Origin of the sequence: Streptomyces sp. TSRI0107 (genome assembly GCF_001905845.1) — a bacterium.
GTDB lineage: Bacteria > Actinomycetota > Actinomycetes > Streptomycetales > Streptomycetaceae > Streptomyces.
Map to the genome: position 1 here is coordinate 469234 of NZ_LIVZ01000007.1, position 16298 is coordinate 485531.

Sequence of the window (16298 nt, forward strand, 5' to 3'; positions counted from 1 at the left end):
GCCAAGGATGCCAGCCCGTACGCCCGTTCCGGGAACCCCGCACAGCCGAGCGCCGCCCGCGCCTGGGCAACGCGCCATCTCACATCCCCCATACGAGTGAACCGGTCATGCACGAGGGTGACCTGACGTCCCTCACCCGTGACCCGGCCCCCACGCGTGTCCCATCACCCCGCACCCGAACACCGCCGACTCACTCCCACGCGCCGCCGAACGCACTCCCCCGCTCCCCGGGTCCCGGTTCACGAGGTTGCGGCGCCCTCACCCGTTCCCCCGCCCGCGAGCGCGCTCACCCGCTCCCCGTGAACGGCCGCCGCCACCACCGCCGCCGCATGCGCGACCAGCCCGGCCCGCCCGCTCCCCGCGACGACCGCCGCCCCGAGCGCCGCGCCTAGGGGGTGTCTCGGCGTCCCCGATCATCGCCCGCTCCGCGAGGTCGTCCGGCAGCACGGCTCCCGCCGCCCCCATCGCGGTGGCCGCCATCTCCGCGCCGGGCCCCTTCCGCAGCAGCCCCGGCAGCCCGAGAGCCAGCGCGGCGCCGGCGGCGCGCCCGGGCCGTACGTCCACCAGGTTCACGGCGTGCGCGGCACCGGCGATCACCACTCCCGCCAGCACCTTGTCCACCGCCCGCTCCTTCATCAGCGCGCCCGCGAGCAGCCCGGCGGCGGAGATCCCGAGAAGCTTGACGGCACCGCTGGTGATCTGGCCGTCCCCGAGCGCGGACAGATGCGCGCGGAACCCGCGCCGCGGGTCGCCCGCCCCGGCGAAGTCGTCGTACGCCCCGCAGACCCCGGCGACCGCCACGGCGACCCCGGCGGCGGGCCGTATCCGCGCGACGCCGACGGCCGTCGCGAGAGCGGCGGCGGGACCGGCGTACAACTCGACGCTGCGGCCGGCGTAGTTCTCGCGCCGCCAGGGTTCCCGGCCGCCGGGGGCGGTGGCGCGGAGGACGGCGGTGGCGGCGCGCGTGAGGGCGGCGGACAGCCCGAAGGAGATGATCATCCGCCCACCCTAGACATCGGCTACCCGGCGTCGCTCCTGGCCGCCGCCAGCAGTTCCTCCGCGTGCGCCCGAGCGGTCTCGGAGTCCTCCTGGCCGGCCAGCATCCGGGACAGCTCCCGGACCCGCTCCTCGCCTTCCAGCACCTTCACGCCGGACCGGGTGACCGATCCGTCGTTGGTCTTCTCCACCAGCAGCTGCCGGTCGGCGAAGGCGGCGACCTGCGGCAGGTGAGTCACGACGACCACCTGCGCGGTCTTCGCGAGCCGTGCCAGCCGCCGCCCGATCTCCACCGCGGCCTTGCCGCCGACGCCCGCGTCGACCTCGTCGAAGAGATACGTCGGCACGGGGTCCGTCCCGGCGAACACCACCTCGACGGCCAGCATCACCCGGGACAGCTCACCGCCGGACGCCCCCTTGGCGATGGGCCGGGGCGGCGCCCCGGGGTGCGGGGCGAGCAGCAGCTCGACCTCGTCGGCACCGGACGGCCCGTACGCCACCGTCCGCCCGCCGACCTCGACGCCCTCCGGGTCCTCGGTCTGCCGGATGGCGAAGGACACCCGCGCGTGGGGCATGGCGAGCGAGCCCAGCTCGGCGGTCACGGCGGCGGCGAACCGCTCGGCGGCCTCCGTCCGCGCGTCCGTCAGGGCCTGCGCGAGTCCGCCCAGTTCGGCCCGCAGCGCGTCCCGCTCGGCGGTCAGCTCCTCGATCCGCGAGTCGTCGCCGTCCAGCTCGGTCAGCCGCGCGGCACTCCGCTCGGCCCAGGCCAGCACCGCGCCGACGTCCTCGCCGTACTTCCGTGTCAGCGCGCTCAGCGCGGCCCGCCGCTCCTCGACGGCCGCGAGCCGCAGCGGGTCGGCGTCGAGGTCGTCGGCGTACCCCGCGAGTTCCCCGGCCACGTCACCCAGCAGGATCCCGATCTCCCCGATCCGCTCGGCGAGCGCGGCGAGCGCGGGATCGTGCGACCGTACGGCCTCCAGGGCCCGGTGGGCGCCCGCGACCAGCGTCGAGGCGTCGACCCCCTCGGGGTCCTCCGGGTTGCCCGCCAGCGCGGCGTGCGCGGCCGCGGCGGCGGACGCCAGTGCCTCGGCGTGCCCCAGCCGCTCGGCCTCCGCGGCCAGCTCGGCGTCCTCCCCGGCGCGCGGCTCCACGGCGGCGATCTCGTCGAGGCCGTAGCGCAGCATGTCGGCCTCCTGGGCCCGCTCACGCGCGCGCGTGGTGATCTCCTCGAGCTCCGCGGAGACGGCCCGCAGCCGCCGGTAGGCCTCGCTGTACTTGGCGAGCGGCACGGTCACCGTGTCCCCGGCGTACCGGTCGAGCGCCTGCCGCTGCCGGGACAGCTTCAGCAGCCCCTGCTGGTCGGTCTGCCCGTGCACGGCGACCAGCTCGTCGGCCAGCTCTGCCAGCAGCCCCACCGGCACGGACCGCCCGCCCAGATGGGCCCGCGACCGCCCTTCGGCGGAGACGGTACGGCTGATCAGCAGCGCCCCGTCGTCGAGCTCGGCGCCGGCCTCCTCGGCCCGCACGGCCACGGAGGCGTCCGCCCGCAGGGCGATCCGCCCCTCCACGACGGCCTTGTCGGCCCCGATCCGCACCAGCGCCGGGTCCGCGCGCCCACCGAGCAGCAGGCCCAGGCTGGTGACCACCATGGTCTTGCCCGCACCCGTCTCACCGGTGACCGCGGTGAACCCGGGCGACAGCTCGACGACGGCGTCATCGATGACACCGAGCGACCGTATCCGCATCTCCTCCAACACGGACACGACCTTACGAGGTCCGGGTCCGTGAGTGCGACCACCCCACCCTTGTCACCCACGTGAGCGGGCCCACCTCAGGGGCGCGGGGAACCGCGCGACCAGCCACGACGAACCCGCACCCGCCGGCGACGAAGAACCACCCTCTCGGATGGCGCACGACGACTAGGCCCTGTCGTTTGGATCATCCCGGCGTCGCAGGGTCTGGCACGCACATCTGCCGCGTTGTCGTCAGTCGCCGACGCGCCGCGTCGACTCCCTCCTCCGCCTTGCAGCTGCACGCACCAGACCCCGCTCGACTCGGCCGGGACGCACCGTCCCTCACAGCCGGGCTGATCCAAACGACAGAGCCTAGTGCGGCGCCCCCCGCCACCCGGACACCGGCAGCGCGAACTTGGCCACCAGCCGGTCGGTGAACGAGGCGTGATGCAGCCGGGCCAGCCGTACCGGCACGGCCCCCCGCCGCACCTCCACCCGCGCTCCCGGCGGCAGCTCCACGGTCCGCCGTCCGTCGCACCAGAGCACGCCCGGCGGAATGTGCGGCAGAACCTCCACCGCGAGCACCGAATCCGGCGAGGTCACCAGCGGCTTCGCGAACAACGCGTGCGCGGAGATCGGCACCATCAGCAGCGCCTCCACCTCGGGCCACACCACGGGCCCGCCTGCGGAGAACGCGTACGCCGTCGACCCGGTCGGCGTCGACAGCACGATCCCGTCGCAGCCGAACCCCGTGACCGGCCGCCCGTCGATCTCCAGCACGACCTCGAGCAGCTTCTCCGCGCCGGCCTTCTGCACGGCGGCCTCGTTGAGCGCCCAGTCGGTGTGCACGATGTCGCCGTTGCTGTGCACGACGACGTCGACGGTCATCCGCTCCTCGACCTCGTACGCCCTGGTCACGACCCGGTCGACGACCTTGTCGAGGTCGTCCCGCTCGGCCTCGGCGAGGAATCCGACCCGCCCGAGGTTGACCCCGAGCATCGGCACCCCGGACGCCCGCGCGAACTCGGCCCCGCGCAGCAGCGTGCCGTCGCCGCCCAGCACGATCAGCAGCTCGCACCCGTCGAGGCACTGCGGAGTCGCCTCGCCGACCAGCTCCACCTCTTCCGGCAGCGGCAGGTCCCGCGCCTCCGCCTCCAGGACCCGCACCCCGATCCCGGACCTCAGGAGCCCTTTCACCACGAGCTCGGCGCTGCGAATGGCTGCCGGACGCCCGGTGTGGGCCAGCAGGAAAACAGTACGAGCTCGGTTCGGTGTCAACGCGGCCCCTCCGCCACTGCACGGTCAACGTCGGCCGGGTCCAGCTCGGGAGCACCGGCCCGCAGCCACAGAAAGTACTCGACATTGCCGGAAGGACCGGGCAGCGGACTGGCGGTGACACCCTTCACCCCGAGCCCCAGCTCCCACGCCTTCTCGGCCACTCCTCGCACGGCCTCCGCCCGCAGTTGCGGACTCCGTACGACTCCCCCGCTGCCCAGCCGCTCCTTCCCCACCTCGAACTGCGGCTTCACCATCATCACCAGGTCGGCGTCCGGCCGCACGCACCGCACCAGGGCGGGCAGCACCAGTCCGAGCGGGATGAAGGACAGATCCCCGACGACCAGGTCCACAGGTTCTCCGTCGATCGCCTCGAGCGTCAACTCCCGTACGTTCGTACGGTCCTTGACGGTGACGCGTTCATCGCTCTGCAAAGTCCAGGCCAGCTGCCCGTAACCGACGTCGACGGCGACGACGTGTGCCGCGCCCGCCCGCAGCAGCACATCCGTGAACCCTCCGGTGGACGCGCCGGCGTCCAGCGCCCGCCGCCCCTCGACGAGCAGTCCCTGCGGCACGAAGGCCTGCAGCGCCCCGGCGAGCTTGTGACCGCCCCGGGAGACGTACTCGGGGTCGTTGTCGTCGGCGGCGACCACGATGGCCGCCGCGGTCTCCACCTGAGTGGCGGGCTTGGTCGCGACGGTCTTGCCGACGGAGACCCGCCCGGCGGCGATCAGCTGGCTGGCGTGCTCGCGCGAGCGCGCGAGCTTCCGGCGGACCAGCTCCGCGTCGAGACGGCGGCGTGCGACTCCTGCCACGTTCGGTTCAGCTCCTATTGCCGTACGTCGAGGGGGGCGCCGGAGGTCCCGGGCGGGCGTCGAGCGCGGTGAGCGCGTCGCGCAGCCCCCGGTGTACATCCTCGTACACCTCGACGTGCCCGTCCGTGGCGAGGTGGTCGGCGTCGGCCAGCCGGTCCAGCGCGGCATCGACGTCGGCGTTGCCGGTGGGCGTGCGCGGCACCTCCAGCGGGGCCGGGGCGGCGAGGTCGTACGCCGGGTCGTACGCGGGCCCGTCCACCGGCTCGTCCGCCGGCCGCTCCGGCCCGTCCGGCACGGCTCCCTCGTCCGGCACGGCTGCTGCGTCGTTCATGCCCCGACGCTACCCCGAAGCCCTGGGGTAACGTCGACCTCGATGGCCACGATCGAGGAGTGCCGCAGCGCACTCGACAAGCTCTCGGACAACATGCAGCGCGCGGAAGGGAACGTCCGCGAGGCGGCGGCCCTGGACCGCTCGGTGAGCTGCCACATCAAGGACCTGGACGTCACCTTCGTCGGCCGGATGACCGGTGGCCGGATCGAGGTGCGGGACACCGTGCAGGGCCCGCCCCCCGAGAAGGCGCAGATCCGGCTCGCGATGACCGGGGACGACCTGGTCGCGCTGGTCGACGGCGAGCTGCACTTCGCCAGGGCGTGGGGTTCGGGCCGGGTGAAACTGGAAGCGAGCCTCGCCGACCTGTTCCGGCTCAGGAAACTTCTGTAGCCGCCACCTTCGCCAGGTCCTCGCGGGCCCCGGCGCGTGCCTTGCGCGCGGCCGGCACCACCAGCGGGGTCCCGGTCTCCGGGTCGTCGATGACCTGGCAGCGCAGCCCGAAGACCTGCTCCACCAGTTCGGCGGTGACGATGTCGTTCGGTGCGCCCTGGGCGATGACCTCGCCGCCGCGCAGCGCGATGAGGTGCGTGGCGTACCGGGCGGCGTGGTTGAGGTCGTGCAGCACGGCGACGAGCGTGCGGCCCTGCTCCTCGTGCAGCTCGGCGCAGAGGTCCAGGACGTCGATCTGGTGCTGGATGTCGAGGTAGGTTGTCGGCTCGTCGAGCAGCAGCAGCGGCGTCTGCTGGGCGAGCGCCATCGCGATCCACACGCGCTGCCGCTGACCGCCGGACAGCTCGTCGACGTAGCGGTCGGCGAGTTCGGCGACCCCGGTCTGCGCCATGGACTCCTGGACGACCCGCTCGTCCTCGGTCGACCACTGCCGCAGCAGCCCCTGGTGCGGGTACCGGCCGCGGCCGACCAGGTCGGCGACGGTGATGCCGTCCGGCGCGATCGACGACTGCGGCAGCAGGCCGAGGGTGCGGGCGACCTTCTTCGCGGGCATCGACTGGATGACCTGCCCGTCGAGCAGCACCCGGCCCTGGCTGGGCTTCAGCATCCGCGACAGCGCGCGCAGCAGGGTGGACTTGCCGCACGCGTTCGGGCCGACGATCACGGTGAAGGAGTTGTCGGGGATCTCCACCGAGAGCTGCTCGGCGATGACCCGCTGGTCGTAGGCGAGGGTGACGTTCTCGGCGGACAGTCGGTTCACGGTGCTCCTTCGGTTGTTCATCGGACGGTCGCTCATATCCGGCCCGCCCGGCGCTCGGCGACCAGCAGCCACAGCAGGTAGCCGCCGCCGACCACGCCGGTGACCACGCCGACGGGCAGCTGGTCCGCGCCGAAGGTCCGCTGCGAGACCCAGTCGGCGGTGACCAGGAGGGCGGCGCCCATGCACAGGGACGGCAGCAGGTTCGGCCCGGGCGAGCGGGTCAGCCGGCGGGCGAGCTGCGGCGCGGTGAGCGCCACGAAGCTGACCGGTCCGGCGGCGGCGGTGGCGGCCGCGGTGAGCAGCACGGCGGACACCATCAGCAGCATCCGTACGCGCTCCACGCGCACCCCGAGGGCGTTGGAGACGTCGTCGCCCATCTCCATCATCCGCAGCCCGCGTCCGTTGGCGAGGACGAGCGGGAGGAGCACGGCGCACAGCGCGAGCAGCGGCCACACCTGCGCCCAGTCACGGCCGCTGAGGGAGCCGGTCATCCAGACGACGGCACGGGAGGCGTCGACGAGGTCGGCCTTGGTGATCAGGTAACCGTTGACGGCCGTGACGATCGCGGACACACCGATACCGACCAGAACGAGCCGATAACCGTGCACGCCCCGCTTCCAGGCGAGCAGATAGATGGCCATACCGGTCACCAGGCCGCCCACCAGGGCACCCATGGTGACCTCGGTGGCGCTCCCGGAGAACAGCACGATCATCACGAGCGCGCCGGCCGTCGCCCCCTGCCCGAGACCGAGGATGTCCGGACTGCCCAGCGGGTTGCGGGAGATGGCCTGGAACAGCGCGCCGCCGAGCCCCAGCGAGGCACCCACCAGCAGACCGACCAGGACCCGCGGCAGCCGCAGCTCGTTGACGATGAACTCCTGCCCGGGGTTGCCGTCGCCCATCAGCGTCCGCACCACGTCGGCGGCCGGGATCGGGAAGTCGCCGGTGCCGATCAGCACGACGCTCGCGGCGAGCGCGGCGACCAGCAGCAGCACGACGACCGTGACGGCCCGGACGTCCAGCCGCACGGACAGCCCGCCGGGGGTGCGCAGCGCGCGGGTCGCCCGAGCGGGCTTCGCCGCAGTGCCTTCTCCGGTGGTCTTCACCGCGGTCCTCACAGCTGGGCCGTCCTTCGCCGTCGTACGAGAAAGATGAAGACCGGGCCGCCCAGGATCGCGGTGACGATCCCGACCTGGATCTCCGCGGGCCGGGCCACGACCCGGCCGATGACATCCGCGCCGAGCAGCAGCACCGGCGACAGGACGGCCGCGTACGGCAGGATCCAGCGCAGGTCCGGGCCGGTGAAGGAGCGCACCACGTGCGGCACCATCAGCCCGACGAACACGATCGGCCCGCACGCCGCCGTCGCGGAACCGCACAGCACGGTCGCGGCGAGCATGGCCAGCACCCGGGTGCGGTTGAGGTTGGCGCCGAGCGCCTTGGCGGTGTCGTCGCCCATGGCCATGGCGTTGAGCGGCCGGGCCAGGCCCAGCGCGAGCACCATGCCGGCCACCATGAACGGCAGCACCTGGAGGATGCTCTCGTTGGTCGCCGAGGTCAGCGAACCCACGGTCCAGAAGCGCATCACCCCCAGCGCCGCCTCGTCGAGGATCATCATGGCCTGCAGATAGCCGTAGAGGGCCGCGCTGATGGCGGTGCCGGCGAGCGCGAGCCGCACCGGTGTGGCGCCCCGGCTGCCGCCGAGGAACCAGACCAGCGCGCCGACCGCGGCCGCGCCGCAGAACGCGAACCACACATAGCCGCTGAGGCTGGTGACGCCGAGGAAGGTGGTCGCGGTGACGACGGCCGCGGAGGCGCCGGCGTTGATGCCGAGCAGTCCGGGATCGGCCAGCGGGTTGCGTGTCAGCGCCTGCAGCACCGCGCCGGCCAGGCCGAGCGCGGCTCCGGCGAGCAGACCGAGGACGGTCCGCGACAGCCGGTCCGCGACGACGATGTCGCCGTAGGTCCCCGAGTCCTCGAACAGGCCGTGCCAGACCTGCTCCAGAGACAGCCCTCGGGCACCGATCGCGATACTCGCCAGGGCGACGACTACGAGGATCGCCACGGAGACGAGCAGCCCAACGGCCCGTATCGCCCGTCGGTTCGGGGGCGCGGGAGCGGTCACCGCGCGCTCTTCGGGAGGACTCTCAACCAACACGCGGTTAGGTTAGCCTACCCTCCCACCTAATCAAGATCCAGAACAGCGCCACCAGCGGCTCCGTCACCGGCGTGACCGCGGGCAGCCGTGCGGGTCACAACCCCAGCCGAGCCAGCGCCTTGCCCCCGTCCAGCTCGCAGACCCCGTCCCCCGCGACGGTCCAGGCCGCCGCGCACAACGCCCGCAACCCGTCCAACGCCGCGCCCTCCCCCTCCAACTCCAGCCGCTCACGCCCGGCCACAGCCGTCCATCCCCCGCACCGGAACCCGTCCCCGGCTTCGACGACCTCCGGCTGCCCGACGAGCAACCCCCGCAGATCCGCGTCCACATACGTCGGCCGGTGCCGCGGCTCCGCCGCCAGCAACCGCGCCCCGTCGGTCACCCCGGTCAGCACCAGCAACGAGTCGACGTCCCCGTTGAACGCCCCCTCGATGTCCGTGTCCAGCCGGTCCCCCACCACCAGCGGCCGCTCGGCCCCGGTCCGCAGAATCGTCTCCCGGTGCATCGGGGGCAACGGCTTCCCCGCCACCTGCGGCTCCGCACCGGTCGCGATCCGCACGACCTCCACCGCGGCCCCGTTCCCCGGCGCGATCCCCCGCGCACCGGGAATGGTCAGATCGGTGTTGGACGCGAACCACGGCACTCCCCGCGCGATCGCGTAACAGGCCTCGGCGAACCGCCCCCACGGAAGCTCCGGCCCGCCATATCCCTGCACCACCGCCGCCGGCTCGTCCTCCGCCGACTCCACCGGCACGAGCCCCTGCTCCCGCAGCGCCACCCGCAACCCCTCACCGCCGATCACCAGCACCCGCGCCCCCGCGGGCACCTGCTCGGCGATCAGCCGCGCCACGGCCTGCGCGGAGGTGATGACGTCCGACGCGTCCGCGGCTATGCCCAGCTCGGTGAGATGCCCGGCCACGGCGTCCGGGGTGCGCAGCGCGTTGTTCGTGACGTACGCAAGGTGCATCCCGCCCGCACGGGCCGCCGCCAGCGACTCGACCGCGTGCACGATCGCGTTCCCCCCGGCGTACACCACGCCGTCCAGGTCGAGCAGCGCCGTGTCGTACGCCTCGCTCAGCGCCCGCGCACTGCCCGCGGGCCTCGTCCTGACGCTCTGGCTCATTCCACCGCTCCTCGTCCGCGTACGCTCGTGCTCCCCGTTCCCCCGATCATCCCCCATGGCACTGACACACGTACGATGCCGGGATGAACCTTGCGGGTCACTCGGAAGCAATGGCGCCCCGAGGCCTGGAACTCACCCCGTTCCGAGGCCTGCGCTACGACCCCGACCGGGTCGGCAGTCTGGCGGCCGTGACATCCCCGCCGTACGACGTCGTCGTACGCCCCGACGGCCTGCACCACCTGGAGGCCGCGGACCCCCACAACATCGTCCGCCTCATACTTCCCCAGGCGGCCACCCCCACCGAGCGCAACGCACAGGCCGCCGACACCCTGCGCCGCTGGCTCGCCGAGGGCGTCCTGACCGCCGACGCCGAGCCCGGCCTCTACGTCTACGAACAGCACGACGGCGCCGGCCTCCTTCAACGCGGCGTCATAGGCGCCCTGCGCGTCTCGGACCCGTCCGAGTGCGTGGTGCTGCCACACGAGGACGTCATGCCGCACGTCGTCGCCGACCGCGCCGCCCTGATGCGCGCCACCCAGGCCAACCTCGAACCGCTGCTGCTGACCTACCGCGGCAACGGCGCGGCGACCGACACCTCGGCCGTCATCGAACGCATAGCCACGCTCCCGCCCGTGCTGTCCACCACCACCGAGGACGGCTTCCACCACCGCCTGTGGGCCGTCACCGACCCCGCCGACGTGGCCGGCATCCAGTCCGACCTGGCCCGCCACCAGGCCCTGATCGCCGACGGCCACCACCGCTGGGCCACCTACCGCAGGCTCCGCGCGGAGCACGCCTCCCCGAGCCCCTGGGACTACGGCCTGGTCCTCCTGGTCGACACGGCCCGCTACCCGCTCCGCGTCCGCGCCATCCACCGCCTGCTGCACGGCCTGCCCGTCCCGGACGCCCTGGCGGCCCTCGACGGCCGCTTCCGCGTACGACGCCTGGACACCACCGTCACCGAGGCCCTCACGGCTCTCGGCGACGCCACGGTCGACGGCAACGCCTTCCTCCTCGCCGGCGACGGCGCCTTCCATCTGATCGACCGCCCGGACCCGGCCCTGCTCGCCCGCACGGTCCCCGCCGACCGCCCCGAGGCCTGGCGCTCCCTGGACGCCACCGTCCTCCACGCCACCCTCCTCGACCACGTGTGGGGCATCCCCGAGGACTCCCCGGCCCACATCGCCTACATCCACGACGCGGCCGCCACCGTCGCCAAGGCGGAACACGACGGCGGTACGGCCGTCCTGATGCACCCGGTGCGCGAGGAGGTCGTCCGCGACCTCGCCCGCCAGGGCGTCACCATGCCCCGCAAGTCCACGTCCTTCGGCCCCAAGCCGGCGTCCGGCCTGGTCCTGCGCGCCCTGGACCACTGAGGCAGGACAAACGAAAAGGGGCGGGACCGCAGTCCCGCCCCTTCAGTCACATCCGTCAGTCCTGACGGTCGTCCTCGTCCTTGCCGGCGTCGCTCTGAGCCGCGTCCTCGTCCAGCGCGTCCACGAACTCGACACCGTCCAGCTCGGCGAGCCGGTCCGACGCGTCCGTGCTGCCGTCCCGGTCCGCCTCGACGGCCTTCGCGAACCAGTCCCGCGCCTCACGCTCCCGCCCGGCCGCGAGCAGCGCGTCGGCGTAGGCGTACCGCAGCCGCGCGGTCCACGGGTGCACGGCGTTCGAGGCCAGCTCCGGGCTCTGCAGCGTCACGATGGCCGCGTCCAGCTGCCCCATGTCCCGCCGCGCACCGGCCGCGACGAGCCGCATCTCCACCTGGCCGGCCTTGTCCAGCTTGTGCACCTCGGGCGCACCGGCCATGTCCAGCGCCTTCTCCGGCCGCCCGAGCCCGCGCTCGCAGTCGGCCATCACCGGCCACAGCTCCACGGACCCGGTCATCCGCCGCGCCGCCCGGAACTCCGCCAGCGCCTCGCTGTACTTCTGGTTCGCGTACGCCGCGAACCCGGCGGCCTCCCGCACCGCGGCGACCCGCGACGCCAGCCGCAGCGCCACCTTGGAGTAGCCGTACGCCGCCTCGGGGTCCTCGTCGATCAGCCGGGCGACCATCACCAGGTTCCGCGCGACATCTTCCGCGAGCGTCTTCGGCAGGCTCTGCAGCTCCTGGCGCACGTCCTTGTCGATCTCGTCGCCGGTGACCTCCTCGGGGATCGGCAGCCGCTTGATCGGCTCACGATCCCGGTCCCGGTCCCGGTCGCGCTCATCACGGAAGCGCCCACCGCCACGCCGGTCGTCGCCACCGCGGCCACGGAAGCCACCGGGCCGACCACCGCGGTCGTCGCGACGCGGCCCACGGCCCCCACGGTCGTCCCGACCCCGGAACCCACCACGGTCCCCGCGCTCACCACGGTCGTCCCGCCCACGGAAACCACCACGGTCGCCGTCACGGCGGTCATCGCGCCGGTCATCACGGCGGTCGTCACGGCGGTCATCACGCCGGTCGTCCCTGCGGAACCCGCCGCGGTCCCCGCGATGCTCGTCACGCCGGTCGTCACGGCGCTCGTCACGACGGTCGTCCCGACGGAAGCCCCCGCGGTCCCCGCGATGGTCATCCCGGCGGTCGTCACGGCGGAACCCGCGGTCGCGGTCGTCGCCGCGCCGGTCGTCACGGCGGTCATCGCGGCGGTCATCGCGCCGGCCGTAGCCGCCGCCTCCGCGATTGTCGTCGCGCCGGAACCCACCGCGGTCGCCGCGCTCGTCACCCCGGCGGCCGTAGCCGCCGCCACCGCGGCTGTCGTCACGCCGGAAGGCGGGACGGTCCCCGCGGTCGTCACGGCGGAACCCGCGGTCACGGTCCCGGTCGTCCCGACGCGGCCCACGATCCCGGTCACGGTCGCGGTCGTCCCGCTGGTACGACGGCCGGTACCCGCGATCCCCGTCACGGCGGTCATCACGCCGGTCGTCGCGACGGTCGTCACGGCGACCGTAACCGCCGCCGCCACGACTGTCATCGCGACGGAAACCACCACGGTCACCGCGATCGCTGCGCTCACCACGGTCGCCGCGGTCATCCCTGCGGTAACCGCCACGGTCACCGTCACGACGGCCGTAGCCGCCCCGGTCACGGTCGTTGCGGTCACCACCGCGACGGAAGCCACCGCGGTCGCTGCGGTCGCCGCGATCCCCACCATCCCTGCGCCGCTGGTCGCGCTCCGGACGGTCGTCGGGAGAGTTGGTGGACATCGGTGACTCCTGTCTTCGGTACCGCAAGCATTGTAAAAACAAAAGGACCCCTGGTCCCAGCTGAACGCTGGTGACCAGGGGTCCTCCAAAGATTGTTCGGCGGCGTCCTACTCTCCCACAGGGTCCCCCCTGCAGTACCATCGGCGCTGTGAGGCTTAGCTTCCGGGTTCGGAATGTAACCGGGCGTTTCCCTCACGCTATGACCACCGAAACCCTAATGGTTTCGAGCGAACAAGCACACTCTTCTATTATGCGTTCAGCTCAAAAGCCGGCAACGGTCGTTGCCTCAGAACTAACACAGTGGACGCGAGCAACTGAGGACAAGCCCTCGGCCTATTAGTACCGGTCAACTCCACCAGTTACCTGGCTTCCATATCCGGCCTATCAACCCAGTCGTCTACTGGGAGCCTTACCCCATCAAGTGGGTGGGAGTCCTCATCTCGAAGCAGGCTTCCCGCTTAGATGCTTTCAGCGGTTATCCCTCCCGAACGTAGCCAACCAGCCATGCCCTTGGCAGAACAACTGGCACACCAGAGGTTCGTCCGTCCCGGTCCTCTCGTACTAGGGACAGCCCTTCTCAAGACTCCTACGCGCACAGCGGATAGGGACCGAACTGTCTCACGACGTTCTAAACCCAGCTCGCGTACCGCTTTAATGGGCGAACAGCCCAACCCTTGGGACCGACTCCAGCCCCAGGATGCGACGAGCCGACATCGAGGTGCCAAACCATCCCGTCGATATGGACTCTTGGGGAAGATCAGCCTGTTATCCCCGGGGTACCTTTTATCCGTTGAGCGACGGCGCTTCCACAAGCCACCGCCGGATCACTAGTCCCGACTTTCGTCCCTGCTCGACCCGTCGGTCTCACAGTCAAGCTCCCTTGTGCACTTACACTCAACACCTGATTGCCAACCAGGCTGAGGGAACCTTTGGGCGCCTCCGTTACCCTTTAGGAGGCAACCGCCCCAGTTAAACTACCCATCAGACACTGTCCCTGATCCGGATCACGGACCCAGGTTAGACATCCAGCACGACCAGAGTGGTATTTCAACGACGACTCCACGAACACTGGCGTGCCCGCTTCACAGTCTCCCACCTATCCTACACAAGCCGAACCGAACACCAATATCAAACTGTAGTAAAGGTCCCGGGGTCTTTCCGTCCTGCTGCGCGAAACGAGCATCTTTACTCGTAGTGCAATTTCACCGGGCCTATGGTTGAGACAGTCGAGAAGTCGTTACGCCATTCGTGCAGGTCGGAACTTACCCGACAAGGAATTTCGCTACCTTAGGATGGTTATAGTTACCACCGCCGTTTACTGGCGCTTAAGTTCTCAGCTTCGCCAGGACGAATCCTAGCTAACCGGTCCCCTTAACGTTCCAGCACCGGGCAGGCGTCAGTCCGTATACATCGCCTTACGGCTTCGCACGGACCTGTGTTTTTAGTAAACAGTCGCTTCTCGCTGGTCTCTGCGGCCACCCCCAGCTCACCGAGTAAATCGGATCACCGAGTGTGGCCCCCCTTCTCCCGAAGTTACGGGGGCATTTTGCCGAGTTCCTTAACCATAGTTCACCCGAACGCCTCGGTATTCTCTACCTGACCACCTGAGTCGGTTTAGGGTACGGGCCGCCATGAAACTCGCTAGAGGCTTTTCTCGACAGCATAGGATCATCCACTTCACCACAATCGGCTCGGCATCAGGTCTCAGACTATGTGCAAGGCGGATTTGCCTACCTCGCGTCCTACACCCTTACCCCGGGACAACCACCGCCCGGGATGGACTACCTTCCTGCGTCACCCCATCACTCACCTACTACCAACTTGGGCCGGCGGCTCCACCACTCCCCCTCACTCCGAAGAGATCAGGGGCGGCTTCACGGCCTTAGCATCACTGGATTCGATGTTTGACGCTTCACAGCGGGTACCGGAATATCAACCGGTTATCCATCGACTACGCCTGTCGGCCTCGCCTTAGGTCCCGACTTACCCTGGGCAGATCAGCTTGACCCAGGAACCCTTAGTCAATCGGCGCAAACGTTTCTCACGTTTGTATCGCTACTCATGCCTGCATTCTCACTCGTCAACCGTCCACGACTACCTTCCAGTGCCGCTTCACCCGGCAGACGACGCTCCCCTACCCATCACAGCACCCGTTGGGGCTATCCGCTGCAATGACACGACTTCGGCGGTACGCTTGAGCCCCGCTACATTGTCGGCGCGGAATCACTAGACCAGTGAGCTATTACGCACTCTTTCAAGGGTGGCTGCTTCTAAGCCAACCTCCTGGTTGTCTGTGCGACTCCACATCCTTTCCCACTTAGCGTACGCTTAGGGGCCTTAGTCGATGCTCTGGGCTGTTTCCCTCTCGACCATGGAGCTTATCCCCCACAGTCTCACTGCCGCGCTCTCACTTACCGGCATTCGGAGTTTGGCTAAGGTCAGTAACCCGGTAGGGCCCATCGCCTATCCAGTGCTCTACCTCCGGCAAGAAACACACGACGCTGCACCTAAATGCATTTCGGGGAGAACCAGCTATCACGGAGTTTGATTGGCCTTTCACCCCTAACCACAGGTCATCCCCCAGGTTTTCAACCCTGGTGGGTTCGGTCCTCCACGAAGTCTTACCTCCGCTTCAACCTGCCCATGGCTAGATCACTCCGCTTCGGGTCTTGAGCGTGCTACTACAGCGCCCTATTCGGACTCGCTTTCGCTACGGCTACCCCACCCGGGTTAACCTCGCAACACACCGCAAACTCGCAGGCTCATTCTTCAAAAGGCACGCAGTCACGAGGAAGGAACAAGTTCCTACCCGACGCTCCCACGGCTTGTAGGCACACGGTTTCAGGTACTATTTCACTCCCCTCCCGGGGTACTTTTCACCATTCCCTCACGGTACTATCCGCTATCGGTCACCAGGGAATATTTAGGCTTAGCGGGTGGTCCCGCCAGATTCACACGGGATTTCTCGGGCCCCGTGCTACTTGGGTGTCTCTCAAACGAGCCGCTGACGTTTCGACTACGGGGGTCTTACCCTCTACGCCGGACCTTTCGCATGTCCTTCGCCTACATCAACGGTTTCTGACTCGCCCTACGGCCGGCAGACCGTAGAAGAGAGATCCCACAACCCCGCATGCGCAACCCCTGCCGGGTCTCACACGCATACGGTTTGGCCTCATCCGGTTTCGCTCGCCACTACTCCCGGAATCACGGTTGTTTTCTCTTCCTGCGGGTACTGAGATGTTTCACTTCCCCGCGTTCCCTCCACTTGCCCTATGTGTTCAGGCAAGGGTGACAGCCCATGACGACTGCCGGGTTTCCCCATTCGGAAACCCCCGGATCAAAGCCTGGTTGACGACTCCCCGGGGACTATCGCGGCCTCCCACGTCCTTCATCGGTTCCTGGTGCCAAGGCATCCACCGTGCGCCCTTAAAAACTTGGCCACAGATGCTCGCGTCCACTGTGCAGTTC

Annotated in this window: 12 protein-coding genes, 2 rRNA genes and 1 pseudogene; 3 read left to right on the forward strand and 12 right to left on the reverse strand. The window is 70.0% G+C overall.

Annotated features, from left to right (window positions below; translation table 11 throughout):
- Positions 1-239: 239 nt before the first annotated feature.
- The 5 genes and pseudogenes from AMK31_RS21395 to AMK31_RS21420 all read right to left on the reverse strand — a co-directional run bounded on the left by AMK31_RS21395 (position 240) and on the right by AMK31_RS21420 (position 5150).
- Positions 240-999 (reverse strand): annotated as a pseudogene (locus AMK31_RS21395) (hypothetical protein).
- A gap of 20 nt (positions 1000-1019) precedes the next feature.
- A complete protein-coding gene (gene recN, locus AMK31_RS21400; RefSeq protein WP_073942195.1) occupies positions 1020-2741 on the reverse strand; it encodes a DNA repair protein RecN in 1722 nt (573 codons plus the stop codon).
- A gap of 360 nt (positions 2742-3101) precedes the next feature.
- Positions 3102-4007: an NAD kinase gene (locus tag AMK31_RS21410; protein WP_073942196.1), complete on the reverse strand. Its 906-nt coding sequence runs from the start codon at positions 4005-4007 to the stop codon at positions 3102-3104.
- On the reverse strand, positions 4004-4819 hold the full coding sequence (locus AMK31_RS21415; protein ID WP_073942197.1) for a hemolysin: 816 nt from the start codon (positions 4817-4819) through the stop codon (positions 4004-4006). Before AMK31_RS21415 ends, AMK31_RS21410 begins: the two co-directional genes overlap by 4 nt.
- Before the next feature lie 7 nt (positions 4820-4826).
- Positions 4827-5150, reverse strand: a complete 324-nt coding sequence (locus tag AMK31_RS21420; RefSeq protein ID WP_073942198.1) for a hypothetical protein — start codon at positions 5148-5150, stop codon at positions 4827-4829.
- A gap of 42 nt (positions 5151-5192) precedes the next feature.
- On the opposite strand from AMK31_RS21420, the gene AMK31_RS21425 reads away from it, so the two are divergent.
- On the forward strand, positions 5193-5540 hold the full coding sequence (locus AMK31_RS21425; protein WP_073942199.1) for an SCP2 sterol-binding domain-containing protein: 348 nt from the start codon (positions 5193-5195) through the stop codon (positions 5538-5540).
- Here AMK31_RS21425 and AMK31_RS21430 read toward each other — a convergent pair.
- From AMK31_RS21430 to AMK31_RS21445, 4 genes are all read right to left on the reverse strand, one after another.
- Positions 5524-6396: an ABC transporter ATP-binding protein gene (locus tag AMK31_RS21430; protein WP_073942200.1), complete on the reverse strand. Its 873-nt coding sequence runs from the start codon at positions 6394-6396 to the stop codon at positions 5524-5526. The two genes, AMK31_RS21425 and AMK31_RS21430, sit on opposite strands and share 17 nt — an antisense overlap.
- Complete coding sequence (locus AMK31_RS21435) at positions 6393-7478, reverse strand: FecCD family ABC transporter permease (RefSeq protein WP_079186886.1); 1086 nt, start codon at positions 7476-7478, stop codon at positions 6393-6395. Before AMK31_RS21435 ends, AMK31_RS21430 begins: the two co-directional genes overlap by 4 nt.
- A complete protein-coding gene (locus AMK31_RS21440) occupies positions 7475-8518 on the reverse strand; it encodes a FecCD family ABC transporter permease (protein ID WP_073942201.1) in 1044 nt (347 codons plus the stop codon). Before AMK31_RS21440 ends, AMK31_RS21435 begins: the two co-directional genes overlap by 4 nt.
- Positions 8519-8612: 94 nt before the next feature.
- Positions 8613-9641, reverse strand: a complete 1029-nt coding sequence (locus AMK31_RS21445; RefSeq protein ID WP_073942202.1) for an HAD hydrolase-like protein — start codon at positions 9639-9641, stop codon at positions 8613-8615.
- Positions 9642-9724: 83 nt separating this feature from the next.
- Here AMK31_RS21445 and AMK31_RS21450 point away from each other — a divergent pair, with 83 nt between their 5' ends.
- Positions 9725-11017, forward strand: coding sequence for a DUF1015 domain-containing protein (locus AMK31_RS21450; protein WP_073942203.1), 1293 nt, complete (start codon positions 9725-9727; stop codon positions 11015-11017).
- Between the two features lie 55 nt (positions 11018-11072).
- Here AMK31_RS21450 and AMK31_RS41050 read toward each other — a convergent pair whose 3' ends face one another.
- A complete protein-coding gene (locus AMK31_RS41050) occupies positions 11073-11804 on the reverse strand; it encodes a tetratricopeptide repeat protein (RefSeq protein ID WP_198948540.1) in 732 nt (243 codons plus the stop codon).
- Between the two features lie 315 nt (positions 11805-12119).
- On the opposite strand from AMK31_RS41050, the gene AMK31_RS41055 reads away from it, so the two are divergent.
- Complete coding sequence (locus tag AMK31_RS41055; protein WP_198948545.1) at positions 12120-12836, forward strand: hypothetical protein; 717 nt, start codon at positions 12120-12122, stop codon at positions 12834-12836.
- Positions 12837-12924: 88 nt separating this feature from the next.
- Here AMK31_RS41055 and rrf read toward each other — a convergent pair.
- A 5S ribosomal RNA gene (gene rrf, locus AMK31_RS21460) occupies positions 12925-13041 on the reverse strand.
- Between the two features lie 105 nt (positions 13042-13146).
- Positions 13147-16270: ribosomal RNA gene (locus AMK31_RS21465) — 23S ribosomal RNA — on the reverse strand.
- Positions 16271-16298: the final 28 nt, after the last annotated feature.

Bases quoted from the DNA above. Each gene is read 5' to 3' on its own strand.
- recN (WP_073942195.1), bottom strand. From the start codon at position 2,741: ATGCGGATACGGTCGCTCGGTGTCATCGATGACGCCGTCGTCGAGCTG.
- AMK31_RS21420 (WP_073942198.1), bottom strand. From the start codon at position 5,150: ATGAACGACGCAGCAGCCGTGCCGGACGAGGGAGCCGTGCCGGACGGG.
- AMK31_RS21425 (WP_073942199.1), top strand. From the start codon at position 5,193: ATGGCCACGATCGAGGAGTGCCGCAGCGCACTCGACAAGCTCTCGGAC.
- AMK31_RS21430 (WP_073942200.1), bottom strand. From the start codon at position 6,396: ATGAGCGACCGTCCGATGAACAACCGAAGGAGCACCGTGAACCGACTG.
- AMK31_RS21445 (WP_073942202.1), bottom strand. From the start codon at position 9,641: ATGAGCCAGAGCGTCAGGACGAGGCCCGCGGGCAGTGCGCGGGCGCTG.
- AMK31_RS21450 (WP_073942203.1), top strand. From the start codon at position 9,725: ATGAACCTTGCGGGTCACTCGGAAGCAATGGCGCCCCGAGGCCTGGAA.
- AMK31_RS41055 (WP_198948545.1), top strand. From the start codon at position 12,120: ATGCTCGTCACGCCGGTCGTCACGGCGCTCGTCACGACGGTCGTCCCG.